The 24,192-nt window shown below is 62.9% G+C and carries 22 protein-coding genes; 12 read left to right on the top strand and 10 right to left on the bottom strand.

The genetic code is table 11. From position 1 onward, the window contains the following. Positions 1 to 103: 103 nt before the first annotated feature. Positions 104 to 862, bottom strand: coding sequence for an SDR family NAD(P)-dependent oxidoreductase (locus tag JQ597_RS33745; protein ID WP_192737070.1), 759 nt, complete (start codon positions 860 to 862; stop codon positions 104 to 106). Positions 863 to 961: 99 nt separating this feature from the next. Then, entirely contained in the window at positions 962 to 1,630 is a 669-nt protein-coding gene (locus JQ597_RS33740) for a TetR family transcriptional regulator (RefSeq protein ID WP_212269733.1), read from the bottom strand. 148 nt (positions 1,631 to 1,778) lie between these two features. Between JQ597_RS33740 and JQ597_RS33735 the strand changes: the two genes are divergently transcribed. Both JQ597_RS33735 and JQ597_RS33730 read left to right on the top strand, forming a co-directional pair. Then, on the top strand, positions 1,779 to 2,951 hold the full coding sequence (locus JQ597_RS33735; protein WP_212269732.1) for an acetyl-CoA C-acetyltransferase: 1,173 nt from the start codon (positions 1,779 to 1,781) through the stop codon (positions 2,949 to 2,951). Between the two features lie 169 nt (positions 2,952 to 3,120). Further along, positions 3,121 to 4,665: an acyl-CoA synthetase gene (locus JQ597_RS33730; protein WP_212269731.1), complete on the top strand. Its 1,545-nt coding sequence runs from the start codon at positions 3,121 to 3,123 to the stop codon at positions 4,663 to 4,665. An 89-nt stretch (positions 4,666 to 4,754) separates the two neighbouring features. Here JQ597_RS33730 and JQ597_RS33725 read toward each other — a convergent pair whose 3' ends face one another. Then, the gene (locus JQ597_RS33725; protein ID WP_249148422.1) at positions 4,755 to 5,207 is read right to left on the bottom strand and encodes a hypothetical protein; all 453 of its coding nucleotides are present in this window, start codon (positions 5,205 to 5,207) and stop codon (positions 4,755 to 4,757) included. A 384-nt stretch (positions 5,208 to 5,591) separates the two neighbouring features. On the opposite strand from JQ597_RS33725, the gene JQ597_RS33720 reads away from it, so the two are divergent. Continuing rightward, entirely contained in the window at positions 5,592 to 6,746 is a 1,155-nt protein-coding gene (locus tag JQ597_RS33720; RefSeq protein WP_212269729.1) for an alpha/beta hydrolase, read from the top strand. Positions 6,747 to 6,808: 62 nt separating this feature from the next. Here the strand turns inward: JQ597_RS33720 and JQ597_RS33715 are convergent, their stop codons facing one another. Together JQ597_RS33715 and JQ597_RS33710 are read right to left on the bottom strand one after the other, a co-directional pair. Next, positions 6,809 to 8,005 (bottom strand): serine hydrolase domain-containing protein, encoded by a 1,197-nt coding sequence (locus JQ597_RS33715; protein ID WP_212269728.1) that lies wholly within the window; start codon positions 8,003 to 8,005, stop codon positions 6,809 to 6,811. 31 nt (positions 8,006 to 8,036) lie between these two features. Further along, a complete protein-coding gene (locus tag JQ597_RS33710; protein ID WP_212269727.1) occupies positions 8,037 to 9,032 on the bottom strand; it encodes an ABC transporter substrate-binding protein in 996 nt (331 codons plus the stop codon). Between the two features lie 175 nt (positions 9,033 to 9,207). Here JQ597_RS33710 and JQ597_RS33705 point away from each other — a divergent pair, with 175 nt between their 5' ends. Together JQ597_RS33705 and JQ597_RS33700 are read left to right on the top strand one after the other, a co-directional pair. Continuing rightward, on the top strand, positions 9,208 to 10,680 hold the full coding sequence (locus JQ597_RS33705) for an amidase (RefSeq protein ID WP_212269726.1): 1,473 nt from the start codon (positions 9,208 to 9,210) through the stop codon (positions 10,678 to 10,680). A gap of 78 nt (positions 10,681 to 10,758) precedes the next feature. Further along, a complete protein-coding gene (locus JQ597_RS33700) occupies positions 10,759 to 11,112 on the top strand; it encodes a nuclear transport factor 2 family protein (protein ID WP_212269725.1) in 354 nt (117 codons plus the stop codon). Between the two features lie 189 nt (positions 11,113 to 11,301). On the opposite strand, the gene JQ597_RS33695 is transcribed toward JQ597_RS33700, so the two are convergent. Then, entirely contained in the window at positions 11,302 to 12,390 is a 1,089-nt protein-coding gene (locus JQ597_RS33695) for a Zn-dependent alcohol dehydrogenase (RefSeq protein WP_212269724.1), read from the bottom strand. A 48-nt stretch (positions 12,391 to 12,438) separates the two neighbouring features. Then, positions 12,439 to 14,223, bottom strand: a complete 1,785-nt coding sequence (locus JQ597_RS33690; protein WP_212269723.1) for an acyl-CoA dehydrogenase family protein — start codon at positions 14,221 to 14,223, stop codon at positions 12,439 to 12,441. A 187-nt stretch (positions 14,224 to 14,410) separates the two neighbouring features. Between JQ597_RS33690 and JQ597_RS33685 the strand changes: the two genes are divergently transcribed. Then, complete coding sequence (locus JQ597_RS33685; RefSeq protein WP_212269722.1) at positions 14,411 to 15,115, top strand: SDR family NAD(P)-dependent oxidoreductase; 705 nt, start codon at positions 14,411 to 14,413, stop codon at positions 15,113 to 15,115. Positions 15,116 to 15,228: 113 nt separating this feature from the next. Next, positions 15,229 to 16,056: an enoyl-CoA hydratase gene (locus JQ597_RS33680; protein WP_212269721.1), complete on the top strand. Its 828-nt coding sequence runs from the start codon at positions 15,229 to 15,231 to the stop codon at positions 16,054 to 16,056. A gap of 4 nt (positions 16,057 to 16,060) precedes the next feature. Here the strand turns inward: JQ597_RS33680 and JQ597_RS33675 are convergent, their stop codons facing one another. The 3 genes from JQ597_RS33675 to JQ597_RS33665 all read right to left on the bottom strand — a co-directional run bounded on the left by JQ597_RS33675 (position 16,061) and on the right by JQ597_RS33665 (position 17,696). Further along, a complete protein-coding gene (locus JQ597_RS33675; RefSeq protein WP_212269720.1) occupies positions 16,061 to 16,465 on the bottom strand; it encodes a nuclear transport factor 2 family protein in 405 nt (134 codons plus the stop codon). A 338-nt stretch (positions 16,466 to 16,803) separates the two neighbouring features. Next, positions 16,804 to 17,421 (bottom strand): GNAT family N-acetyltransferase, encoded by a 618-nt coding sequence (locus JQ597_RS33670; protein ID WP_212269719.1) that lies wholly within the window; start codon positions 17,419 to 17,421, stop codon positions 16,804 to 16,806. A gap of 71 nt (positions 17,422 to 17,492) precedes the next feature. After that, positions 17,493 to 17,696 carry a DUF1127 domain-containing protein gene (locus JQ597_RS33665; protein WP_212269718.1) on the bottom strand — a complete coding sequence of 68 codons (204 nt, stop codon included), beginning with the start codon at positions 17,694 to 17,696 and terminating at the stop codon, positions 17,493 to 17,495. Between the two features lie 117 nt (positions 17,697 to 17,813). On the opposite strand from JQ597_RS33665, the gene JQ597_RS33660 reads away from it, so the two are divergent. From JQ597_RS33660 to tcuB, 5 genes are all read left to right on the top strand, one after another. Next, positions 17,814 to 18,713, top strand: a complete 900-nt coding sequence (locus JQ597_RS33660; RefSeq protein ID WP_212269717.1) for a transcriptional regulator GcvA — start codon at positions 17,814 to 17,816, stop codon at positions 18,711 to 18,713. Positions 18,714 to 18,863: 150 nt separating this feature from the next. Then, positions 18,864 to 20,174 (top strand): MFS transporter, encoded by a 1,311-nt coding sequence (locus JQ597_RS33655; protein WP_212269716.1) that lies wholly within the window; start codon positions 18,864 to 18,866, stop codon positions 20,172 to 20,174. Between the two features lie 147 nt (positions 20,175 to 20,321). Next, positions 20,322 to 21,722 carry an FAD-dependent tricarballylate dehydrogenase TcuA gene (tcuA, locus tag JQ597_RS33650; RefSeq protein ID WP_212269715.1) on the top strand — a complete coding sequence of 467 codons (1,401 nt, stop codon included), beginning with the start codon at positions 20,322 to 20,324 and terminating at the stop codon, positions 21,720 to 21,722. Between the two features lie 162 nt (positions 21,723 to 21,884). After that, the gene (locus JQ597_RS33645) at positions 21,885 to 22,916 is read left to right on the top strand and encodes an alpha/beta hydrolase (RefSeq protein WP_212269714.1); all 1,032 of its coding nucleotides are present in this window, start codon (positions 21,885 to 21,887) and stop codon (positions 22,914 to 22,916) included. A gap of 30 nt (positions 22,917 to 22,946) precedes the next feature. Beyond that, positions 22,947 to 24,053 carry a tricarballylate utilization 4Fe-4S protein TcuB gene (gene tcuB, locus JQ597_RS33640; protein WP_212269713.1) on the top strand — a complete coding sequence of 369 codons (1,107 nt, stop codon included), beginning with the start codon at positions 22,947 to 22,949 and terminating at the stop codon, positions 24,051 to 24,053. Positions 24,054 to 24,192 lie beyond the last annotated feature (139 nt).

The following is a 24,192-nucleotide window of genomic DNA, read 5'->3' as shown; positions in this document are numbered from 1 at the left end:
AAGGCATTGGCCAAGTTGCCTCAAAGAACCGCCGCGGCGTATGGGTCCCGGCCCCCGTGCGCAATTGCGCACTAGGCCGGGACGACGCGTTATCCGCGAGCAACTACCGCGGCGCCATGCGGATCGCGCCGTCGAGGCGGATGGTTTCGCCGTTGAGCATCGGGTTCTCGACGATGTGGACCGCGAGGTTGCCGTACTCGGAGGCGTCGCCGAGCCGGGCCGGATGCGGCACCTGGGCGCCGAGGCTCTTGCGGGCCTCCTCGTTCAGGCCCATCAGCAGCGGCGTCAGGAACAGGCCCGGCGCAATGGTGTTGACGCGGATCTTCAGGCTGGCGAGGTCGCGCGCGGCCGGCAGCGTGAGGCCGACGACGCCGCCCTTCGACGCCGAATAGGCGATCTGGCCGATCTGGCCTTCATAGGCCGCGACGCTGGCGGTGTTGATCGCAACGCCGCGTTCTTCACCGATCGGGGGCGCGGTGGCGAGCCGTTCCGCGAACAGGCGCAGCACGTTGAAGGTGCCGATCAGATTGACGTTGATGATGCGGACGAATTTTGCCAGCGGATAGACGCCGTCCTTGCCGACGGTGCGCTGCGAGCCGCCGATGCCGGCGCAGTTCATCAGCACGCGCGCGATGCCGTGCGCGGCTTCGGCCTTGGCGATCGCGGCCTTGATCGCTTCCTCGTCGGTGACGTCGGCATGCAAGGCGACGCCCTTCACTTCGGCGGCGACTGCTTCGGCGTTTTCCTTGTTCTGGTCGATCACGCCGATTTTTGCGCCCTTGGCGGCCATGGCGCGGGCGGTAGCGGCACCGAGACCGGAGCCACCGCCGGTGATGAGAACGGCAACATCATTCAACTGCATTTTGAGACCCTTTCCTTGAACTTTTCCTTGGACGTTTCTTCTCTGGACGTGCGAATGGCGAACAGGGAGTGGCGAATGGAAAAATCCATTCGCTATTCGCTACTCGCCATTCGCGGCTTTCTTTTCACTGAGCATGCCGCCGCAGATCAGCGCTTCCATGTGCTTGATGTACTGGCGGCAGACTTCGTCGGTGACCGGACCGACGCCGGTCGCCCGCGACATCGCGTGGCGGCCGAAAAACAGGTGATCGCAGGCGCCGACCAGGCTGGTGTAAAACATCACGGGATCGATGTTGCGGAATTCGCCGGCCTTGATGCCTTCCGCGAGCAACCGCTTCTGGAACTCCAGCAGGGGCGCCACGAAAAACTTCGACACCTCGTCGGCGGCTTCCGTGCTGCTTTCATGCAGCAGATAGTGGATCAGCCGGTTCATGTACGGGAACTGGTAATAGGCGCGGATGATGCCGCCGATATGCAGCTTGAGTTTGGCGGTCGGCGAGATCGGCTGGCTGATCAGATATTCGAGCTGCGACATTTCTGTCGCGGCATCGCGCGCCAATAGCGCCAGCAACAGGCCGTCCTTGTTGCCGAAATGATATTTCACCAAAGCGGCGTTGACGCCGGATTTCTGAGCGATGTCGGAGAGCGAAACCTCGATCGAGGCGCGCTCGATCATCAATTCGCTTGCCGCCACAAGCAGCTTCTCGGCGGTGGTATTTTTGCCGCCCGCCAGTTTGGTCGGTATGCTGGTATTCAACCCTGATGCCATCACTGCCTGCCGGAAATTCCGGCCGCACATAAGCGCATGCCGCGGCTGCACTCAAGAGTTAATTGATTGATTGACTAAATCCCGTGCCACCCCTTAAATCCGGCCCATCATTCAAAAACCATCCAACAACAATTCAGGGAGAACAGACATGGCCGAGGCCTATATCGTCGCCACCGCTCGCACCGCCGGGGGCCGCAAAGGGGGACGTCTCGCAGGATGGCATCCGGCCGATCTCGCCGCCTCCGTGCTGGATTCGCTGATCGATCGCAGCGGCGCCGACCCCGCGCAGGTTGAGGACGTCATCATGGGCTGCGTGATGCAGGCCGGCGAACAGTCCAACAATATTGGCCGCAACGCCGTGATGGCTTCAAAGCTGCCGGAAAGCGTGCCCGCCACCTCGATCGACCGCCAGTGCGGCTCGTCGCAGCAGGCGCTGCATTTCGCGGCGCAGGCGGTGATGTCCGGCACCATGGATTGCGTGATCGCAGCCGGCGTTGAATCGATGACGCGGGTGCCGATGGGCCTTGCGTCGTCGCTGCCGGCCAAGAACGGCTTTGGTCACTACAAGAGCCCCGGCATCGAGAAGCTCTACCCGAACATCATGTTCAGCCAGTTCACCGGCGCTGAAATGATGGCGGAGAAATACGGTCTGTCCAAAGACGAACTCGATACGTACTCCTACAACAGCCACCAGCGCGCGATCGCAGCGACGCAAGCCGGCAAGTTCAAGGACGAGATCGTCTCGCTGCAGATCACGCGCGCCGATGGCACGACCGACACCCACCACATCGACGAGGGCATCCGCTTCGATTCCAGCCTCGACGGCATCAAGGGCGTCAAGCTGATCGCCGAGAACGGCAAGCACACCGCCGCCAGCGCCAGCCAGATCTGCGACGGCGCTTCGGGCGTGATGGTCGTCAACGAAAAGGGCCTCAAATCGCTCGGCGTCAAGCCGCTGGCGCGCATCCATCACCTCACCATGATGGGCGGCGATCCCGTGATCATGCTGGATGCTCCGCTGCACGCTACCAAGCGCGCACTGGAGAAGGCCGGCATGTCGGTCGACGACATCGACCTGTTCGAGGTCAACGAGGCCTTTGCCGCGGTGCCGGTTGCGTGGCTGAAGACCACCGGCGCCGATCCTGAAAGGCTCAATGTCAATGGCGGCGCGATCGCGCTCGGCCACCCCCTCGGCGGCTCCGGGACCAAGCTGATGACCACGCTGGTCAACGCGCTCAAGCAGCGGGGCAAGCGTTATGGTTTGCAGACGATGTGCGAAGGCGGCGGCATGGCGAATGTGACGATTGTCGAGCGCCTGTAGGCTGTTGCGATAACAAATGGTGTCGTCCCGGCCTTGAGCCGGGACCCATAGCCACAGCAGTTTGTGGTTATGCAAAGCTGGAGCTCCAGCTCGTTTCAAAATCAAGATCGGTGGTTATGGGTCCCGGCTCAAGGCCGGGACGACCACGTTGATTGTTTCAGGAACCCCGATGACCCATCCGTCGATCTACGCCCGCACGCATCCGAACAAGATCGCCTACCAGATGGCGGGCACCGGAAAAGCAATCACCTATCGCGAGCTTGACGAACTCTCGAACCAGGGGGCGCATCTGTTCCGCGCGCTCGGCCTCAAGGCCGGCGACCACATCGCGTTCCTGATGGAGAACCGCCTGGCGTTCATGGAGATCTGCTGGGCGGCGCAGCGCGCGGGACTCTATTACACCGCGATCAGCCGCTATCTGACCGAGGATGAGATCGCCTACATCATCAAGGATTGCGGCGCAAAAGTCTTCATCACCACGCCGAAGTGTGCCGAGAAGGTGCAAGGCCTGATCAAGGGCGAGCCCGGCGAACCGCTGTTCTTCATGGTCGACGAGCCGCAAGCGGGTTTCCGCTCCTGGGACAAGGAAGCCATCGCGCAACCGACGACGCCGATTGCGGACGAGGTCGCCGGCTACGACATGCTGTATTCGTCGGGCACGACCGGACGGCCGAAAGGCATCAAGAAGGCGTTCGAGGGCAACAAGATCGACGTGCCCAACCAGTTCCTGAAAGTCCTCTGCGGCGACATGTGCGGCATGAATGCTGACAGCATCTACCTGTCGCCGGCGCCGCTCTATCATGCGGCACCTTTGCGCTTCAACATGATGGCGACCATCCTCGGCGGCACTTCCATCATCATGGAATCCTTCGACGCCGAGGAATTCCTGAAACTGGTCGAGAAATACAAGGCCACCCAATCGCAGCTGGTGCCGACCATGTTCGTGCGGATGCTGAAGCTGCCGGAGGAGGTGCGTACGCGCTACGACGTTTCATCGTTGAAGGGCGCGATCCACGCCGCCGCGCCCTGCCCGGTCGATGTGAAAGCCAAGATGATCGAGTGGTGGGGACCGATCCTGATCGAATATTACGCCGGCTCCGAAGGCAACGGCGTCACCGTGTCAAACTCGCAGCAATGGCTGAGCCATCGCGGCACCGTCGGCCGCGCCGTGGTCGGCAAGGTCAAGATTCTGGACGAGAACGATCAGGAAGCGCCGACCGGCCAGATCGGCACGGTCTATTTCGCCGACGCGCCTGTTTTCGCCTATCACAACGATCCCGAGAAGACGAAACGCGCCTACAACGACCGCGGCTGGTCGACGCTCGGCGACGTCGGCTATCTCGACGACGAGGGCTTTCTCTACCTCACCGACCGCAAGAGCTACATGATCATTTCAGGCGGCGTGAACATCTACCCGCAGGAGACCGAGGACGTGCTGATCACCCATCCCGGCGTCGCCGACGTCGCGGTGTTCGGCGTGCCGAACGAGGAAATGGGCGAAGAGGTCAAGGCCGTGGTGCAGCCGCACGACATGGCCAAAGCCGGCAAGGAGCTCGAGGCAGAGCTGATCCTGTTCTGCAGAAAACATCTGTCGCCCATCAAATGCCCCAAAAGCATCGACTTCGAAACCGAACTGCCGCGCACGCCGACCGGCAAGCTGGTGAAGCGGCATTTGCGGGACCGGTATTGGCCGAAGCCGGCGGTGAAGGGGTAGCTCCACTTTACCCTCCCCTGGAGGGCGAAGTGTTACCCATCTTGCCGGTTGCTCAGAGACAACCGTGGCTGTTTCCTGCCCAGAACCGGTTACATCGATGCTGTCGGCGAGCACGTCAGGGATGGCGCGGCGCGCAGATGCATTCGCCCGCGCTGCTTGGTGGCAGTAGTGGTCCATTGCGCTTCGATTCGCTGAAAGTCTGTCGACAATTTTCCGCGGTGGCTGCCGCCCGTCTCGAAGGCGGCATTCCCCTCGGGCGACAGCTCGAAGATTTCGACCTGCAGATCCGACAATCTGACGAACATCTGGACCTTTATCTTCGTCACCTGGCGTCCGACCTCGTATGAGCCGCATCCCAACGCTTCAACATGCTTCTCATTCAGGGCGCGAACTGAATCCAGGGTAATGACGACGTTCTGCACCGTCCTGTCACCATCCCAGATGAACTCGCCAAAAAAGCCGCGCGGCAAATTCCCGGTCAGATCCGTCATGTCAGCCGCGCGCACGGTCGAGCCAAGCAGCAGGCTCGCTGCCACGATCATCAGAAGGCGCGAAATCCAGCCGTGGAAATTTGTCAGCCCCAACCAACGCATTGGTATGCATCCTGCGAGTTCGTGTTGCTATCGTTGCGTATTGCGGTCGTTAGTGGCCCCGCAGGGGGCCAAGGTTCAAGCCGTTGTCTTAACGCACGCCGACCGGCAAGCTGCGGCATCTGCGGAAACGCTATTGGACCAGGGCCGCATTGGACCAGGGCCGCCGCGAGTTGATGACCCTTCCTTCCCTTCTCCCCTTGTGGGAGAAGGTGGCACGGACGAAATCCGTGCCGGATGAGGGGTCTGCATCCGCGGAAAGAACCCCTCACCCGTCTTCGCTGCGCGAAGCCACCCTCTCCCACAAGGGGAGAGGAGACGAAAGGAGCGACCGCCATGACCGCCCTCCCCGACATCCCGCTCCCCTCCGGCATTCGCTCGCGCTACGTCGAAAACATCAACGGCCTCTCCATGCATGTACTGGAGGCCGGCTTCGAGATCCGCGGCCGGCCCTGCGTGCTGTTGCTGCACGGCTTTCCTGAGCTGGCCTTCAGCTGGCGCAAGGTGATGCCGCAGCTGGCGGCCGCGGGCTATCACGTGATCGCGCCGGACCAGCGCGGCTATGGCCGCACCACGGGGTGGGATGCCAATTACGATGGCGACCTCGCCTCGTTCCGGCTCACCAATCTGGTGCGCGACGCGCTCGGGCTGGTGTCGGCGTTCGGCTACCGTTCGGTCGATGCCGTGATCGGGCATGATTTCGGCTCATCGGTCGCCGCCTGGTGCGCGCTCCTGCGGCCGGATGTGTTCCGTTCGGTCGCGCTGATGAGCGCGCCGTTCGCTGGCCCGCCGGCGCTGCCGTTCAACACCGCGGATGCACCGGCCAAGCCTGCAGCGGAAGACCCCGTCCATCGCGAGCTGGCGGCGCTCCCGCGGCCGCGCAAACATTACCAATGGTACTATTCGACGCGCGAGGCCAACGCCAACATGCACCACGCGCCGCAGGGCGTGCATGATTTCCTGCGCGCCTACTACCATCACAAGAGCGCGGACTGGAAAGACAACGCGCCCTATCCGCTGAAATCATGGACGGCGGCCGAAATCGCCAAACTGCCGACCTATTATGTGATGGATCTTGTAAAGGACATGGCCGCGACCGTCGCCGAGGAAATGCCCTCTGCCGCCGCGATCGCCGCGAACACATGGCTGCCGGACAGCGAGCTTTCGTTCTACAGCGCCGAATATACCCGCACCGGTTTTCAGGGCGGCCTGCAATGGTACCGCTGCGGCACCTCGGGGGCGTTTCTGCCTGAATTGCAGACCTGGTCGGGCCGCACCATCGACGTGCCCTCGGCCTTCATTTCGGGCAAGCAGGATTGGGGCACCTATCAGCGCCCAGGTATGTTTGAGACCATGCAGTCGAAGGCCTGCACCAACATGATCGGCTGCCATCTCGTCGATGGCGCCGGCCATTGGGTGCAACAGGAGCAGCCTGCCGAAGTGAGCCGGCTGCTGCTGCAGTTTCTGGAAAAGGGCCAAGCTGCCCGTTAGCGCTTTGACCGGATCGCCCGTGCTCGGCGTCGGCATCCTGATCGGCGCGTCGTAGGCTCAGCTCACAGCAAGCTCGGCATCACTACGTCGGTGATGATTCGCCGCGGCGGCAAATTGGCATCCTTGGTGTTGTAGTTGCCGGCCGTGCTTGCGACCACCAGATCGAGCCCCGGAAATACAGTCAGCCGTTGGCCGCCATTGCCGGCGGCGTTCCACAAGTGCTGGTTGGAGCGCGGCATGGTCGGCGTCTCCATGGTGAAATCCAGATTGTACCACTGGTAGCCGTATTTCCGCTCTTCCTCGATCGGCACCACGGGCGAGGTGCTGCGCGCGATCCATTCCGCCGGCACGACGGAACGGCCTTCCCAGACACCGCCGCGCAGCGTCAGTTCGCCGATCCTGGCAAGATCGCGCGGCGTCATGCGGATACCAGACGCCGCAATCAGTTCGCCGCGGTTGTCCGCGTGCCAGTCGGTCGGGCCGATCCCGAGGGGATCGAACAAGGCTTCGCGCGCATACGCGTGCAGCGATTTGCCCGTTCCCTTGGCGATCAGGCGTCCGAGCAGTGCGGTGGCGCCGCCATTATAGACCCAGCGCTGGCCGGGCTCCGTCACGATCGGCCGGTCGAGAATGTAGCGGTACCGATCCGGCGCCATGTCCATGGCGGTCTCGCTGTTGGCCGGATTGGTATAGGGCATCGATTCGTTCCAGTCGGTGCCCATCGTCATCGACAGCACATGATGCAGTGTCCAGCGGCTGCGCGCGGGATCGGCCGCAAGATCGGCATATTCGGGAAAAGACTGCATCAGTCGATCCTCCGGCGCCGGCACTTTGCCGGCGGCCAGCGCGATCCCGTACAACAGGCCGACGATGCTCTTGGATACCGAGCGCAGATCGTGCAGCGTATCCGGCTTGAAAGAAACCACGCCCACCGGCCGGTTTCCCCTCGCGGTGTCCTCACCCTCGAAATAGCGCTCGAACACCAGCCGACCGCGCCTCACCACGACGACGCCATGGAGGTTCCATATCCGCTTGTCCGCGATTGCCTTGTCGAGGCGCGCCGGCAGATCATCATCGAAGCCGGCTTCGCGGAGCGAAATCGACTGCCAGGCGGCGGCCGCGGCCGAAACGGGTCCGGCCAGGGGGCCCATCAGTATCCCACCCGCGCCGGCCAGAACCTGCCGGCGGTTGAACCTCGACACATTCACGATCTTGCCTCCCGCGGTTGGCGCGCGGCCGTCACAGGAATACAGCTTCATGTCCGACTTGTGACACCGTCGCCAAAGGGCTTCAACTTCCGTTGAGGTCGCCGATCTCCGGAAAGAACAGGTCTTTCCATGAAATCGGCTCGTTCCTGGTGGTGCCGACCTTGCGCATGAATTTGGCGAATTTCATCGTCGCCGCCGGCGTCATGGTCCATTCGACATTGGGACCGGTGACGACCTTCGTCACCATCTCGAGCGGCAGTTTGGAGCCGGAATCGTTGATCCAGCTTTGCGCCGTGCCCTTGGGATCTGCGGCGATGATCGAGGTGGCCTCCTTCACCGCGTCGAGGAAAGCGGCGTAGAGTTCGGGATTGTCCTTGCGGAACCGCGCCGAGGTCCATGCCACCGTGAACGTATGCGGCCCCAGCACGTCGAACGAGGTCAATATGGTGCGGATGTTCTTCTGCTCGAGTTGCTGAAACTGGAACGGCGGCACGCTGAAGGCCGACGAGACGCCGCCCGCGCCGCTCAATAGCGCGATGGTCGCATCCGGCGGCGACATCGACACCGTCAGCGGATCAAGCTTGGCGTAGTTCGCCTCGCCAAAAGCTTCCGCCGCCGCCATCTGGAGCAGGACTGCCTGCACCGATACTTTGATCGAAGGCACCGCGATGCGATCGCGCTCGCTGAAATCCTTGATCGACTTGATGTCGGGATTGGCGGTGTTCAGCAGAAACGGCTGCGAGGAGAGCGCGCAGATGCCCTTGACCTCAAACGAGGTGCCTCTGGTTTTGTCCCACAGCGTGATCAGACCAGGCACGCCGCCGCTGACGATGTCGGTAGAGTTCGACAGCAACGCCTCGTTCATCGCCACCGGGCCGTTGAAGCGCTGCCAGGAGACCTTGAAGTCCTTCAGGCCGCGTTGCGAGGCGTATTTCTCGATGAGCCTGTCGCGCTTCATGACGTTGAATTGCAGGTAGCCCATCGAAAACTGTTCGGCCAACCTGATCTCGGCCGCACCGGCCGTCGTCGGGCCGATGGCGAAAGCGATCGCGGCAGCTGCCACCCAGGTGGTCCTCATGGTCGTCTCCCCGTCTTTTCATTTTTTGTTGATCGGGAGACTAGCGCGCGAAAGGCGAGCGCGCCAATAGCACTGGCAGCATGACGGCCCTGCCGCTGTACAGCCATTGCTCTTGCGGCGCCTCGCCAAACTGAGCATCATCCGCGCCGCATCAAGAACAGACCGGGAGCAAGCCTTGGCCAAATCGCAATGGAGCTTCAAGACCGCCGTTGAATTGTCGGCAGCGCTCGCTGCAAAAAAGGTTTCCGCCGTCGAGCTGGCGCAGGACGCGATCGGCCGCATCGAACGGCACGATGCCAAGATCAACGCGATCTGCGTGCGCGATTTCGACAGCGGCCTCGCCGCTGCGCGTGCCGCCGATGCGGAACTGGCGCGCGGCGTCAGCAAGCCGCTGCTCGGCATCCCCATGACGGCGAAGGAATCCTTCAATATCGCGGGCCTGCCCACGACCTGGGGCATCCCGGCGCAGAAGGATTTCAAGCCGACCGAAGACGCGCTCCCCATATCGCGCATCAAGGCTGCCGGCGGCGTGATCCTCGGCAAGACCAACGTGCCGCTCGGGCTCGCCGACTGGCAGAGCTACAACGACATCTACGGCACGACAAACAATCCGTTCGATCTCGGCCGAACGCCAGGCGGCTCGTCCGGCGGATCGTCGGCGGCGCTCGCGGCCGGCTATGGCGCGCTGTCGCTCGGCTCCGACATCGGCGGCTCCTTGCGCGTTCCGGCGTTTCACTGCGGCATCTATGCGCACAAGCCGACCTTCGACCTCGTGGCCATGCGCGGCCACACGCCGCCGCCCTTCCCGCCGCTGCCGTCCAACCGCGATCTTTCCGTGATCGGGCCGATGGCGCGCGGCGCGGCCGATCTCTCGCTGCTGCTCGACGTGATGGCCGGTCCCGACCCGCTCGACGCCGGCAAGGGTTACAGACTGGAGCTGCCAGCGGCGCGCCACACCGCGTTGAAGGATTTCCGCGTGCTGCTGATCGATACCGATCCGCTGATGCCGACCGACAAGACTGTGCGCGGAACGCTGGAAACACTTGCCGCCAATCTCGCCAAGGCCGGCGTCAGGGTCGAACGGCAAAGCCGGCTGCTGCCCGACTTCGCCGCATCATCCCGGCTCTATATGCGAATGCTGATGTCGTTCCTCGCGGCATCCTTTGCGCCCGAGGTCTATGCCGGCGCGCAGGCTGCGGCGGCATCCCTTCCGGCCGACGATATGAGCCTCACCGCCGAGCGCCTGCGCGGCATCGCGCTCAGCCATCGCGACTGGCTGATGGCCGACGGCGGGCGCGTGCGTCTGCGCGCGCAGTGGCGCGAGCTGTTCAAGACGTTTGACGCCGTGATCTGCCCGATCATGCCGACGCCCGCCTATCCGCACGATCACTCCGCCGACCAGGAACAACGCCGCATCAGGATCGACGGCAAGGACCACGTCTATTCCGATCAGCTCGCCTGGCCCGGCATCGCCACCCTGCCCGGCCTGCCGTCCACCGCGATCCCGACCGGCTTCGCGCCGGACGGATTGCCGATCGGCGTGCAGATCGTCGGCCCCTGGCTGGAAGACCGCACGCCCTTGAGGCTCGCCGAACTGATCGAGCTCGAATTCGGCGGGTTCAAGCCGCCGCCGATGTTGGATGATTGAGCTGGAAACTTACCTGCAACGTCATTGCATGTGGTGCGAAGCGACCGATAATCGCTCCAACAAGCCGAAGGGAAAGCCATGAGCAACGACATCGAAGAACTCACCGCGCTGAACCGCGACTATGTCGCCTCGGTGCAGAATTGCGACGTCAAACGCTTCGACGAGATTCTGGCGCAGGAGTTCTACTGCTCCAATCCCGACAAATCGCTGGTCGACCGATCAGGCTTTCTCAAGCAGACCGCCGTGCCGGTGACGATCCGGAATCTGCGGGCCGACGACGTAAAAATCCGCGTGCTCGGCGACTTCGCCATCATCCACGCCGCGACGCGTTATACGACGGCGGATGGGCAGGAAGCCCATGGGCGATATACCGATTGCTGGGCGAAGCAGAATGGGAAATGGCTCGCGGTGTCCGCGCATGTGTCGCGGTGAACACCAGCCGTCGTCCCGGCCTTGAGCTCAGATGCGCAATTGCGCATCGGGGGACCCATAACCACCAGCGGCGATTGCTTTTGCACGCTGGTCGTTATCTTCCTTGTTTAGCCACGTCGGCCGCGGCGTATGGGTCCCGGCCTTCGCCGGGACGACGCATAGGTGAAGTTCGCCACACGCGCAGTTCACTCACGCATCGAACATGATCACGCTGCGCACGGTCTTGCCCGCCTTCATCGCCGCAAAGCCCTCGTTGATTTCGGACAGTTTCAGTTTGGCCGAAATCCAGTCTTCCAGATGCAGCTTGCCGCGCATGTAGAATTCGACCAGGCGGGGCATGTCGACGCGGAAATGGTTGGAGCCCATTGAGGAGCCCTGGATCCTGCGCTCGCGCAGGAAGTCGAAGCCGTGCAGCTCGATCTTCTGGCCGAACGGTATCATGCCGACGATGGTCGCGGTGCCGCCGGCGGCCAGCATCGCGAACGACTGCTCCGCGGTCTCCTTGCGGCCCAGCACTTCGAAGGAATGGTTGACGCCGCCCTTGGTGAGTTCGCGCACCTGCTGCACGACGTCGCCGTTGCGGGGATCGACGATGTCGGTGGCGCCGAGTTTGGTCGCAAGCTGCAGCTTGGCGGGATTGGTGTCGATCGCGATGATGCGGCCCGCGCCGGCGATCGCAGCGCCGTTAATCGCGGCCATGCCGACGCCGCCGCAGCCGATCACCGCGACCGTTTCGCCGGCGGTGACTTTGGCCGTGTTCACGACCGCGCCGTAGCCGGTGATGACGCCGCAACCGATCAGCGCGGCCAGTTCGAGCGGCATATCGTTGCGGATTTTGACGATGGCGTTTTCGTGCACCAGCATCTGCTCGGCGAACGACGACAGATTAAGGAACTGGTTGAGTTTCTCCGAGCGCGCCCAGGACAGCCGGTTGGACACGCCCGGCAGCATTTTTACCGTCGTGTCGGTGCAGAGCACGGTGCGTCCGGTGGTGCAATTGTCGCAGGTGCCGCAGAACACCGACAGGCAGGTCACGACGTGATCGCCGGGTTTCACATAGGTGACGTCGGAGCCGACTTTTTCCACCACGCCGGCCGATTCATGGCCAAGCACCGCAGGCAGCGGATGCGGATAAAGCCCTTCCATGAAATGCAAATCAGAGTGACAGAGGCCGGCGACGCGGGTGCGGATCAGGACTTCGCGCGGGCCGGGATTCGGCACGCTGACATCCTCGATCACGAGCGGTTGATTGACTTCATGCAGAACGGCGGCCTTCATCGGGTACTCCCTTGATTGTTTTTCTTGAATATCAGCGTGGTCGGAAGCCTACGCTGCGGTGAGCAATTCGCCAACCTCGGCCATGCCCACCGCGCGTTCGCCGAGCAGGTGCTCCGTGATCGCACGCTGCGTGGCATTTTCCGCCAAGCGGAACGGATCAGACGCGGCCACCCGGTGATCGATCACCAAGCGCGAGAGCAGCAGCCGCTTCGCATCGCCGCGCATCTCATGGATGCGGCCGCCCTCCCATGCCAAGGCCACGGCGCTGGCGACATGATAAAGCAGGCTGGTCGCACGCCGCGCATCGCCTTCGTTATCCGACTTGCTGGCGACCTCGCGCGCAAAGCCGATAGCGCGGTCGGTCAATTCGCGCAGGCGGTTGCGCCAGGCCTGCGGCACATTGGCGCTGTCATCGAGGCGGGCGTGCAGATCGGCGGCGAGCGCCGCATCGGCGCCGTGGCGGCCGACCGCGCGTTTCAGCGCATCGATCGCGACGATATTGCCGGTGCCTTCCCAGATCGAACCGAGATGTGCGTCGCGCAACAGGCGCGGGGTCGCGAATTCCTCAATGTAGCCGATGCCGCCGCGCATCTCGAGCGCATCACCGCAGACCTTGCGGGCATCGCGGGTGGCACGGAATTTCAGCGTCGGCGTCAGGATACGCAGCAACGCCGCGGCATCCTGGCTGCCGGCCTCGGCGCGATCAAGCGCGTCAGCGGTGAGAAAACTCATCGACAGCGCCTGTTCGGTCGGCAGCATGATCTTCATCAATTGCCGCCTTGCCAGCGGCAGATCAATGATGCGCTGGCCGAACACCACGCGATTTCGCGCCACCGTCATCGCGTCATGGCACGCGCGCCGCATCAACGCGGTGGATTTGACGCCGTTGGAAAGCCTGGACGAATTCACCATCTCGGCCATCTGCACAAAACCGCGATCGAGCTTGCCGACGGCATAGGCAATCGCGCCTTCCAGCTTGATTTCGCCCGAGGCCATCGATCGGGTGCCGAGCTTGTCCTTCAGGCGAACGATCCGGTAGTGGTTTTGCGAACCATCCTCGAGCCGACGCGGCATCAAAAACAGACCGACGCCGCGCGTACCCGGCCCCGCGCCTTCCGGGCGCGCCAGCAGCATCACCACTTCGGCGTCGGCATTGGAGCAGAACCATTTCTCGCCATGCAGCCGCCAGTGATCGCCCTCCTGCACGGCCGTCGTGGTGAGCGTGCCGACGTCGGAACCGCCTTCCTTCTCGGTCATGAACTGACCACCCTGGGTCAGCTTGCTCATGTCGGTTTGCGTCAGGCCATCGAGATATCGCGCCTTCAGCGCCTCGCTGCCGAAATTATTCAACAGCTTGGCGCAGCCATCGGTGACGTTGATCGGGCAGCCCAGCCCGAACTCGGCCTGATTGAACAGGAACGTAAAGGCGTGCTTGGCGACAACGGGATATTTGTCCGGCCATCCCATGATGCCCTTGCGGATCGACAGCGCGTGAATGCCGAACTCGCCGAATGCGGCCTTCTCCAGTTCGCGATAGGCCGGATGATATTCGATATACTGGGAATCGCGTCCAAAACGGTCGCGCTGGTGCAGCACCGGCGTGTGGCGGTCGGCGAGCCGCGCGCATTCGTCGAGATGACCGCCGGCAAGCCCGCCGAGCCGGTCGAGATGCGGTTCGATGTGGCGAAACAGCGGCTCCGGCAAATGCAGCCGCAGCAGATCCGTCAGCGCCGGATCGGCCCGGTAGAAATTCATCCCCGAGGTATCAGGCGCAAGCAATCCTGGCTTGTCGGCCGCGGCCGTGCTGCGATCATGCGTGAGGGGTTGCTGCATTTTTATCTCTTGTTCGTTCCGCCCGATATTGATCATCTACCGATAACGCAGGCGATCAAGCCGTCAACAAGCATAATTGGAGGGTCACCCCATGGGGGACGGATATCAGCCTCGCCATGACCCGGCGGGTTGTCTGGCGGAATTACGCCCCTAAATACCTGTTCCCGGTCATTTCTGGAGAGCCGCCATGCCGACCCCGCCAACCTACAAGACCGCCCTGATCGTCGGCGCCGGCGAGGGATTGAGCGCATCGCTGGCGCGGCTCTTCGCGCGCGAAAAAATCCGCGTCGCGCTGGCCGCCCGCAAAATCGAAAAACTCGGCGCGCTGTGCACCGAAACCGGCGCCCGCGCCTATGCCTGCGACGCCACCAACGCCGACGACGTCGAACGGCTGTTCGGTCAGGTCGAGCGCGAGATCGCTACGCCTGATCTCGTTGTCTATAACGCCAGCGGGCGGGCGCGCGGCCCCTTCACCGACCTGGTGCCGGCCGACGTCGCCAACGCGATCGCGGTCAGCGCCTTCGGCGGTTTCCTGGTGGCGCAGCAGGCGGCGTTGCGCATGCTGCCCAACAAGCATGGCGCGATCCTGTTCACCGGCGCCTCCGCCAGCGTCAAGGGCTATCCGCAGTCAGCCCCGTTCGCGATGGGCAAGTTCGCACTGCGCGGCCTTGCCCAGAGCATGGCGCGTGAACTATCGCCGCAAGGCATTCACGTCGCGCATTTCGTCATCGACGGCGGCATCCGCAGCGCCGCCCGCACCGAGCCCGCCGACCGGCCGGATTCGATGCTCGATCCTGACGCCATTGCCTCGAGCTACTGGAACGTGCTGCAGCAGCCGCGCAGCGCCTGGACCTGGGAGCTGGAATTGCGGCCGTGGGTCGAGAAGTTTTAGCACACCGTCATTCCGGAGCGATGCGAAGCATCGAATCCGGAATCTCGAGATTCCGGGTCTGGTGCTTACGCACCATCCCGGAATGACGAACAAGACGAAATACTGGGGGAAACATGACCGAAATCACCGTCGACACCGGCACCAATGAATTGCTCTGCGTGATCCGCGACCGCGTCGCCATCATCACGCTGAACCGACCCGAGGCGCGCAACGCGATGTCGGATAATCTGACGCCGGCGCTGCGCAACATGATCAAGACCTGCGGCGAGAATCCGGAAGTCGGCGCGCTGCTGCTCACCGGCGCCGGCACGGCATTTTGCGCCGGCGGCAACGTCAAGGGCATGGGCGCCAATCGCGACAAGAAGAAGCTCGAAATGTCGCATGACGAGAGAGTCGCCGACCTGCAGGAACGCCAGCGCCTGCTGACCGGCGCCTTGGTCTCGGTGCGCAAGCCGACCATTGCGGCCTTGCCCGGCCCCGCAGTCGGCGCCGGGCTTGCCCTCGCGATGGCCTGCGACATCCGTATCGCCGCACAATCGGCCTTCCTTTCCACCGGTTACCTCAAAGTGGGCCTGAGCGGCGACTATGGCATCGCCTGGTTGCTGACCCGGCTGGTCGGCACCGCGCGGGCGCGCGAATTGATGTTCACCTGCGAGCGGGTCGATGCCGCCAGGTGCGAGACGATCGGCCTCGTCAACCGCGTGGTCTCGGACGACAAGCTTCAGGCTGAAGCCTTTGCGCTCGCCAAATCGATCGCTGAAGGTCCGACGATCGCGATCCGCTATATGAAGGACAATCTCGACGAAGCCCTGATGTTCGATTTCGCCACCGCGCGCGACCATGAAGCCGAACGCATGATCCGCACCCAGGTGACAGCGGATCACAAGGAGGCGGTGCAAGCCTTCATCGAAAAGCGCAAGCCGGTGTTCAGGGGCGGCTGAGAACTTAGCTTATCGGGTTTTCGTCAAACAGCCGCGCCACCATCACCGAATCCAGGTAGGCGCGCACGCGCACGATTCTGTCGTTCTTGAAATAGCAGACCCAGCAATAGTGGTTGTCGAAGCGAAAACCGTTCCTGGCGGTCGCTTCCGAATGTAGTTCCACAATCGCGACATCGTCATTCACGATCAGATTGTCGACGTGCAATTGCGCGCCGTGGGGCAACACCTTGCCGAGCTTCGCAAAGGTCCCGGCAATGAAATCGGCCTTTGATGCGTAGTGGCCGGCGAGCGGATGCGTGCCCATCACGATCCAGTCGACATCGTCAGCGACATGGCCAAAGAATGCTGCGCCATCGCCATGCTCGAGGCCGGCAAAGATCTTCCGCACGAATTCAGCATCGACTGACATGCGCCGCCCTCCGCTCGGTGGGGCAAGGCTAAACGGGGCCGGCGCGATTTTCAATCGATAGCCGCGAGCCCTCGCCAACGTTTTGTCATCTTTGCATTCGCGCGTGGCGCGGCGGACGCACTGGCCGCCCCCGCGAAATCGACGAAGGCGCGCAGAGCTGGCGGCGGCTCGGATAATACAGGAAGAAGCCGGGATAGGCGGGACACCAGAAGGAGCTCGCGGCCTGGCGCGAGGTTTCGACTTCGACCGACTGGACTGAAGAGGCTGCGTAAATGTTGTTGAACCCGCAGGCATAAAAATAGCCCGGTTCTGGTCAGCCAGAACCGGGCCTAGTTCCGTCAAACCGCAACCGAGGACATAGTGGCCTGGCGGGAGAGGGCGGCGAGCCGCCAGCTTGCACAGGGGATGTCTTGCGGTTCGACGTCGATATGCTTTTCGAAGCGCACCAGCTTCCAGTCGCCGGGGGTCGGCATGAAGGCGTAGCCGGATTTGCGGGCGAGGCCGATCATGGCCTCATTGGAACGCAGCGTATCGCCGAACAAACGGTCAGCGCCGAATGAGGCGGCGCGGCATTCGAGATTTTTCAACAGCGCCTTGCCGATGCCGTGGCCCTGCCAGCGGTCGTCGATCGACATGCCGAATTCGATGCTGCCGTCCTCGAACGCGTAACGGGCTTCGCCGACGATGATCTCATGGCCATCGACCAGCATGCTCGCGACCACGCTGAAGCGGTCGGCTTCGCCGATATGGATGAAATCCTCGAGCACCGACGGCGGCAGTTCGCGCGTGGCGCCGAGGAAGCGGTTGTAGCGGGAGCGGATGGTCAGCGCGCGGAAATAGCTTTGCAATGCCTCGGCATCGCGCGGCTCGACGAAACGCACGGTCAGGGCCTCGCCGCTGCGCGCGCGCAGCAGGTCCGAATATTGCTTGAGATCGTCGAAACGCATTGTCGTCATCGCACGCTCCCATTGCTCCCGAAAAAATGGCCGGCGTCCCCCTGATGAGGCGACGCCGGCATGGCTGCGTTTTATGCCCGCCAGAATGGTTTTGAGGCTTCGTAGATGGCATCGCCGTGGGAAACGCCGATGTCGTGGAGTTCCCGGTCGGACCAGTTGGCCAGTTCCCGGCGAGCCGCGGAGCGCTGCCGCCAGACATGGATCAGTTCGGCGACTTGGCTGAAAAGGCTCTGTCCATGATGATTTATCATCGATTCATGTGTGAAAGTAGACATTTAAAGCTCCTATCTCTAATCTGTTGACGCTAATATCTGCGCTCCCAAGGCCTTTCACAAACGACACTTTGTACCGCCTCGGATGATAAAAACTCATATATTGGGGAAGTGCTGGAGATGACCACCAGGCTGCCGTCGCTGAATGGGTTGCGCGCCTTCGAGGCGGCCGCCCGGCATCTGAGTTTCACGCAGGCGGCGGCCGAGCTGAACGTCACGCAGACCGCGATCAGCCATCAGATCAAGCGGCTGGAAGAAGAGCTCGGCGTCCGCCTGTTCGTGCGCCAGAACCGGGCGCTGACGCTGACGCCGCAGGCGGTGGATTACCTGCCCGGCATCCGCGCCGCCTTCAACGATCTGCGGCTCGCCACCGATCGGCTGCTGCGCAAGGACGACGACCATGTGCTGACGGTTTCGACGCTGGCCTCGCTCGCCGCCAAATGGCTGCTGCCGCGCCTTTCCGCGTTCCAGGAAGCGCATCCCGGGATCGATGTGCGTATCACCACCTCGACCAATCTGGTCGACTTCCAGCGCGACAATGTCGACGCCGCGATCCGCTACGGCCGCGGCCAATGGGCCGGATTGCGCGCCGACTGGCTGATGGCGGACGAGCTTTTCCCGGTGTGCAGCCCAAATCTCTTGAAGGGCAGCAAGCCGCTGAAATGCCCGGAAGATCTCCGCGACCACGTGCTGCTGCATACCAGCAACTTCAACAGCGACGACTGGCGGCTGTGGCTGACAGCGGCCGGCCTGCCCGCGGACTTTTCCAAGCAGCCGGGCGTGACCTTCGATCTCATCTTCATGACGGTGCAGGCCGCCATCGACGGCCTCGGCGTCGCGATGGGCCGCTCGGCCTATGTCGAGGACGACATCGCCAAGGGCCGCCTCGTCGTGCCCTTCAAGATCACGCTGCCGACCGATGCCGGGTTCTATCTGGTCTCGCCCGCGGGACGAACGGACCCGCCAAAACTGTCGGCGTTCCGGCAATGGCTGATTGCCTCGGTACAGAACAAGCCCTGAAAGGCCGACATTCCGCGTTCTCAGGGCACCTCCGCCGTTTTGCGGGTTGTCGCCACGCCCCACTGTGCCAAATTGTCGCATCAAGCAGGCTAACTGTCTCGGGGAACGAGACTTTTTGCGCCGGCGGCAACACAGCAGGGAGACGGCGTCATGGCGCAGGCAAGTGGTGCGGAAATACCGCAAATCAAATCGCGTATCGGCGCCATCCTGCGCGCGACCAGCGGCAATTTCCTCGAGCAATTCGATTTCTTCCTGTTCGGATTTTACGCCAGCGCAATCGCGAAGGCGTTCTTTCCTGCCCAGAACGAAACGGCGGCGCTGCTGAATGCGTTCGGGGTGTTCTGGCTCGGCGCGCTGATGCGCCCGGTCGGCGCCATCGTGCTCGGCTCCTATATCGACCGCATCGGCCGGCGCCGGGGTTTGATCGTGACGCTCGGGATCATGGCGATCGGGACGGTCGTGATCGCCTTCTGTCCGGGGTTTGAGACGATCGGCATCGCCGCTCCCGTCATCGTGCTGCTTGGCCGGCTGCTGCAGGGATTTTCCGCCGGCGTCGAACTCGGCGGTGTCTCGGTCTACCTGGCGGAGATTGCCACCCCCGGCAACAGGGGCTTCTACACCTCGTTTCAATCTTCCAGCCAGCAGGTCGCCATTTTTGTTGCCGCGATCCTCGGCTATGTGCTGAGCGAGGTGATGCCGGCAGAAACGGTTGCGGCGTGGGGCTGGCGCATTCCATTCTTCATCGGCTGCCTCATCATTCCCTTCATTTTCGTGCTGCGGCGGACGCTCGAAGAGACGCCCGCCTTCCTCGCCATGAAGACGCATCCGACCGCATCGGAAGTGTTCGCGTCCGCGGTGGCAAACTGGCGCATCGTCATTCTCGGCATGATGATGGCGGTGCTGACCACCACGACCTTCTACTTCGTCACCGTCTACACGCCGACCTTCGGCAAGACCGTGCTGAAGCTGTCCACGCCGGACGCCCTCCTCGTCACCCTCCTGGTGGCCGTGGCCAATTTCATCTGGAATCCGGTCGGCGGCGCGCTGTCCGACCGGATCGGGCGCAAGCCGGTATTGCTGGCGATTGCATGCCTGTCCCTGGTGACCGCCTATCCGGCGCTGCACTGGCTGATCGCGGCGCCCACCTTCGGCAAGATGCTGGCCGTCGAAATGATGTTCTCGTTCTACTTCGGCGTTTACAGCGGCACCATGCTGGGCGCGCTGGTCGAGGTGGTGCCGGCGAACGTCCGGACCACCTGTTTCTCGCTGGCCTTTGCGCTCGCCGCAGGCCTGTTCGGGACGTTTACGCCATTTGCGTCGACCTGGCTGATCGGTCACACCGGCGACAAGGCATCCCCCGCCTACTGGCTGATGTGCGCCGCGGCGCTGGGCATCATCGCAGCGCTCGCCATCTATCGCGACGGAGAAACGATCGCGACCCGCGACGCTGTTCCCGCGTAGAGCATTACCGGGATGCGCCGGGCAATGGACTGCCCGGCGGCGCAGGAGTTGTAACGGATAATTCCGTGATGCGTGCGGCATCCGACATTGTCGCATGTCGCGCGGCAGCCAATTTGATTTCCATGCAAACAACGATAACAAGAGCGCATGGTGGATTTGAAACGCAGGTTCGACGTTCTGGTGATCGGCGGCGGCAACGCCGCGCTGTGTGCCGCGATCTCTGCCCGCCGGGCCGGCGCCTCGGTGCTGGTGCTGGAAGGCGCACCGAAATTCTATCGCGGCGGCAATACCCGGCACACCCGCAACATGCGCTGCGCCCATGACGCGGCGACCGACATTCTCACCGGGCCCTACACCGAAGAGGAATTCTGGCAGGATCTGTTGCTGGTGACCGGCGGCGAGACCGACGAAGAACTGGCAAAATTCATGATCCGGGAGTCCAAGGACATCCTGAACTGGATCGTCGAACAGGGTGTGCGCTGGCAGCCGTCGCTCGGCGGCACGCTCAGCCTCGGCCGCACCAATTCGTTCTTCCTCGGCGGCGGCCGCGCGATGCTGAACGCGCTGTATCTGACCGCCGAACAGCTCGGCGTCCAGATCATCTATGACGCCGAGGTTGCCGACCTCCACATCGAGGACGGCATGTTCCTGGCGGCTCACCTGAAGCAGCCGATCGATGGGGCCACCGAAATCCGCGCCTCGGCGCTGGTCGCCGCCGCCGGCGGCTTTGAAGCCAACATCGAATGGCTCAAGGAATATTGGGGCGAGGCCGCCGACAACTTTCTCATTCGCGGCACGCCCTACAATCGCGGCTCGATCCTGAAAATGCTGCTGGCCAAGGGCGTGCAGGACATCGGCGATCCCACCCAATGCCATGCGGTCGCAATCGACGCCCGCGCGCCGAAATTCGACGGCGGCATCATCACCCGACACGACTCTGTCGTGTTCGGCATTGTCGTCAACAAGCACGCCCAGCGCTTCTACGACGAGGGCGAGGACATCTGGCCGAAGCGCTACGCGATCTGGGGCCGGCTGGTGGCGGCCCAGCCCGACCAGATCGCCTACATCATTTTCGATTCGGCTGTCGTCACGAGCTTCATGCCGACGCTGTTCCCGCCGATCGCGGGCGGCACCATCGCCGAGCTCGCCACCAAGCTTGAGCTCGACCCGGTCGCGCTGGAAAAGACCATCACCGATTTCAACGCCGCGGTGCAGCCCGGCACGTTCGACCACACCATCCTGGACGATTGCCGCACCGAAGGCATCACGCCGCAAAAAACGCATTGGGCGCGCAAGATCGAGGCCGCGCCGTACCTCGCCTATCCGGTGCGGCCCGGCATTACGTTTACCTATCTCGGCACCCGCGTGAACAAGCAGTCGCGCATGCTGATGAAGGACGGCAAGCCTTCCGCCAACATGTTCGCCGCCGGCGAGATCATGGCCGGCAACGTGCTCGGCAAGGGCTACGCGGCCGGCATCGGCATGACCATCGGCAGCGTGTTCGGACGGGTGGCGGGACGGGAAGCGGCCAAGAATGCGCGGAATTAGTGAGTTACCTCTCCCCGCCCTTCGCGGGGAGAGGTCGGATTTGCGCGCGCAAATCCGGGTGAGGGGCTCTCTCCGCGAGCACGGTCTGTGGAGACAGCCCCTCACCCCGACCCTCTCCCCGCGAAGGGCGGGGAGAGGGAGATAACGACGATGGGAGGCTTGATGATACGCGTAGCGATATTTTCTGCAGTTGCGGCTCTGATGTCTGCAACGCTGGCCAATGCCGCCGAGCCGATCGCGCTGCGCGACATGGGCTCGTTCCATGTCGGCGGACGGCTGGTCGAAATCTCCGGCAAGCCGGTGAAGGAAGTGACGTTCACGCCGGGCGGCGTGCCCGCAAAGGTCGATCCGAACGGCACCTACCAGGTCGAGCAGATGTACGTGCAGTATTTTCTGCCCGCCGTTGAGAAGGGCGCCTATCCGCTGCTGATGTGGCATGGCGGCGGGCTGACCGGCGTCACCTACGAGACCACGCCGGACGGACGCGAAGGCTGGCTGAACTATTTTCTGCGCAAGGGCTGGGCCGTCTACAATTCCGACGCCGTCGAGCGCGGCCGCGCCGGCTGGGCGCAATATCCCGACATCTTCAAGAGCGAGCCGGTCTTCCTCACCACGGCCAATCCGTTCGAGCGCTTTCGCATCGGCGACGGCGCCGGTTCCTACGATGCCGATCCGGCCAAGCGCAAGCTCATGCCCGGCAGTCAGTTTCCCAACGACGGCTATGAGAATTTCGTCAAGCAGAACGTGCCGCGCTGGACCACTACGGATGATGCGATCATTGCCGCCTATATCGCCGAGATCGACCGCGTCGGGCCCTCCATCATCCTGTTCCACAGCCAGGCCGGCAGCTTCGGCTTCAAGGTGGCGCAGGCGCGGCCCGACAAGGTCAAGGCGCTGATCGCGATCGAGCCCGCCGGTGTCGGCGATCCCGCCAAGGTCGAAAGCTTGAAGAACATCCCGACGCTGATGGTCTATGGCGACTATATCGAGCAGGACTCGCGCTGGCCGAAGATCCGCGCCACCGGCGTCGCCTTTGCGGAAAGCCTCAAGGCGGCCGGCGGCAGCGTCGATGTCGTCGACCTGCCGAAAGCCGGCATCAAGGGCAATTCGCACATGGTGATGATGGACAAGAACAATGCCGAGGTTGCGGCCCTGATCCAGAAATGGCTCGAAGGCAAGGGTCTCACCAAGTAACAGACACGTTTGGGAAGAGAGCACCGCGCGATGCACGGAACGAGAATTCTGGAGGAGGCGGACCGCCTGATGACGGTCTGCAATTCCTGCCGCTATTGCGAGGGGCTCTGCGCGGTGTTTCCGGCGATGGAAATGCGCCGCGCGTTTTCCGACGGCGACCTCAATTATCTCGCCAATCTCTGCCATAGCTGCGGCGCGTGCTACACCGATTGCCAGTTCTCGCCGCCGCATGAATTCAACGTCAATGTGCCGCAGACGCTGGCCGTTGCGCGGAACGAATCCTACGCCGCCTATGTCTGGCCGCGTGCTTTCTCCGGCGCCTTCGCGCGCAACGGCCTCGTGATCAGCATCGTTGCCGCGCTCAGTGTCGCCGCCTTCATCTTCGGCTTTGCCGCCTTCCACGACCGGCAAGTGCTGTTCGGCGTCCACACCGGGCCGGGCGCGTTCTACAAATTGATGCCGCACAATGCGATGGCGGCGCTGTTCGGCGCCGCCTTCCTCTATGCGATCGTGGCGCTTTTCATGGGCGTGCGCGCGTTCTGGCGCGATATCGGCGAGCCCGTCGGCATGCGCGCCGATGCGGGCTCGATTTGGCAGGCGATCCGCGACGCCGGCGAGTTGCGTTATCTCGATGGCGGCGGCGTCGGCTGCTTCAACGAGGACGACCGCCCGACCGACCGCCGCAAGATCTATCACCACCTCACCTTCTACGGTTTTGGACTGTGCTTTGCCTCGACCAGTGTCGCGACGCTCTATCATTATTTTCTGGCGCGTCAGGCGCCCTACCCGTGGTGGGACCTGCCTGTCGTGCTGGGCACGCTTGGCGGCATTGGGCTGTTGATTGGACCCGTGGGACTGCTCCTCGAAAAATGGAAGCGCGATCCTGTGCTGGTCGATGAAAAACGCCTCGGCATGGATGTCGCGTTCATCGTGATGCTGTTCCTGACCAGCCTGACCGGCATGGCGCTCTTGTTCCTGCGCGCAACACCGGCGATGGGACCGCTACTGGCGCTGCATCTCGGCGTGGTGTTCTCGCTGTTCGTCACCATGCCCTATGGCAAATTTGTGCATGGCATTTATCGGTTCGTCGCCCTGGTGCGTTATGCGCGGGAGCGGCGGATGATGGGGCATGTGTAGCTGCCAATGCGTTTCCTAGTCCTCTCCACTCGTCGTCCCGGCCTTGAGCCGGGATCTACCGTGTTAGCTGTCAAGAGGCGTTAGCGCCTTTCCAAGGCTGTCCGGACCTGATTACGGCATTGGCGAAGACGACAAGGCG

Origin of the sequence: Bradyrhizobium sp. AUGA SZCCT0177, from assembly GCF_018130125.1 — a bacterium.
Taxonomy (GTDB): Bacteria; Pseudomonadota; Alphaproteobacteria; order Rhizobiales; family Xanthobacteraceae; genus Bradyrhizobium.
Note: the sequence above shows the minus strand (reverse complement) of the source record. Positions and strands in the feature narration are given on the sequence as shown.

Bases quoted from the DNA above. Each gene is read 5' to 3' on its own strand.
- JQ597_RS33745 (WP_192737070.1), bottom strand. From the start codon at position 862: ATGCAGTTGAATGATGTTGCCGTTCTCATCACCGGCGGTGGCTCCGGT.
- JQ597_RS33740 (WP_212269733.1), bottom strand. From the start codon at position 1,630: ATGGCATCAGGGTTGAATACCAGCATACCGACCAAACTGGCGGGCGGC.
- JQ597_RS33735 (WP_212269732.1), top strand. From the start codon at position 1,779: ATGGCCGAGGCCTATATCGTCGCCACCGCTCGCACCGCCGGGGGCCGC.
- JQ597_RS33730 (WP_212269731.1), top strand. From the start codon at position 3,121: ATGACCCATCCGTCGATCTACGCCCGCACGCATCCGAACAAGATCGCC.
- JQ597_RS33725 (WP_249148422.1), bottom strand. From the start codon at position 5,207: ATGATCGTGGCAGCGAGCCTGCTGCTTGGCTCGACCGTGCGCGCGGCT.
- JQ597_RS33720 (WP_212269729.1), top strand. From the start codon at position 5,592: ATGACCGCCCTCCCCGACATCCCGCTCCCCTCCGGCATTCGCTCGCGC.
- JQ597_RS33715 (WP_212269728.1), bottom strand. From the start codon at position 8,005: ATGAAGCTGTATTCCTGTGACGGCCGCGCGCCAACCGCGGGAGGCAAG.
- JQ597_RS33710 (WP_212269727.1), bottom strand. From the start codon at position 9,032: ATGAGGACCACCTGGGTGGCAGCTGCCGCGATCGCTTTCGCCATCGGC.
- JQ597_RS33700 (WP_212269725.1), top strand. From the start codon at position 10,759: ATGAGCAACGACATCGAAGAACTCACCGCGCTGAACCGCGACTATGTC.
- JQ597_RS33695 (WP_212269724.1), bottom strand. From the start codon at position 12,390: ATGAAGGCCGCCGTTCTGCATGAAGTCAATCAACCGCTCGTGATCGAG.
- JQ597_RS33690 (WP_212269723.1), bottom strand. From the start codon at position 14,223: ATGCAGCAACCCCTCACGCATGATCGCAGCACGGCCGCGGCCGACAAG.
- JQ597_RS33685 (WP_212269722.1), top strand. From the start codon at position 14,411: ATGCCGACCCCGCCAACCTACAAGACCGCCCTGATCGTCGGCGCCGGC.
- JQ597_RS33680 (WP_212269721.1), top strand. From the start codon at position 15,229: ATGACCGAAATCACCGTCGACACCGGCACCAATGAATTGCTCTGCGTG.
- JQ597_RS33675 (WP_212269720.1), bottom strand. From the start codon at position 16,465: ATGTCAGTCGATGCTGAATTCGTGCGGAAGATCTTTGCCGGCCTCGAG.
- JQ597_RS33670 (WP_212269719.1), bottom strand. From the start codon at position 17,421: ATGACGACAATGCGTTTCGACGATCTCAAGCAATATTCGGACCTGCTG.
- JQ597_RS33665 (WP_212269718.1), bottom strand. From the start codon at position 17,696: ATGTCTACTTTCACACATGAATCGATGATAAATCATCATGGACAGAGC.
- JQ597_RS33660 (WP_212269717.1), top strand. From the start codon at position 17,814: ATGACCACCAGGCTGCCGTCGCTGAATGGGTTGCGCGCCTTCGAGGCG.
- JQ597_RS33655 (WP_212269716.1), top strand. From the start codon at position 18,864: ATGGCGCAGGCAAGTGGTGCGGAAATACCGCAAATCAAATCGCGTATC.
- tcuA (WP_212269715.1), top strand. From the start codon at position 20,322: ATGGTGGATTTGAAACGCAGGTTCGACGTTCTGGTGATCGGCGGCGGC.
- JQ597_RS33645 (WP_212269714.1), top strand. From the start codon at position 21,885: ATGATACGCGTAGCGATATTTTCTGCAGTTGCGGCTCTGATGTCTGCA.
- tcuB (WP_212269713.1), top strand. From the start codon at position 22,947: ATGCACGGAACGAGAATTCTGGAGGAGGCGGACCGCCTGATGACGGTC.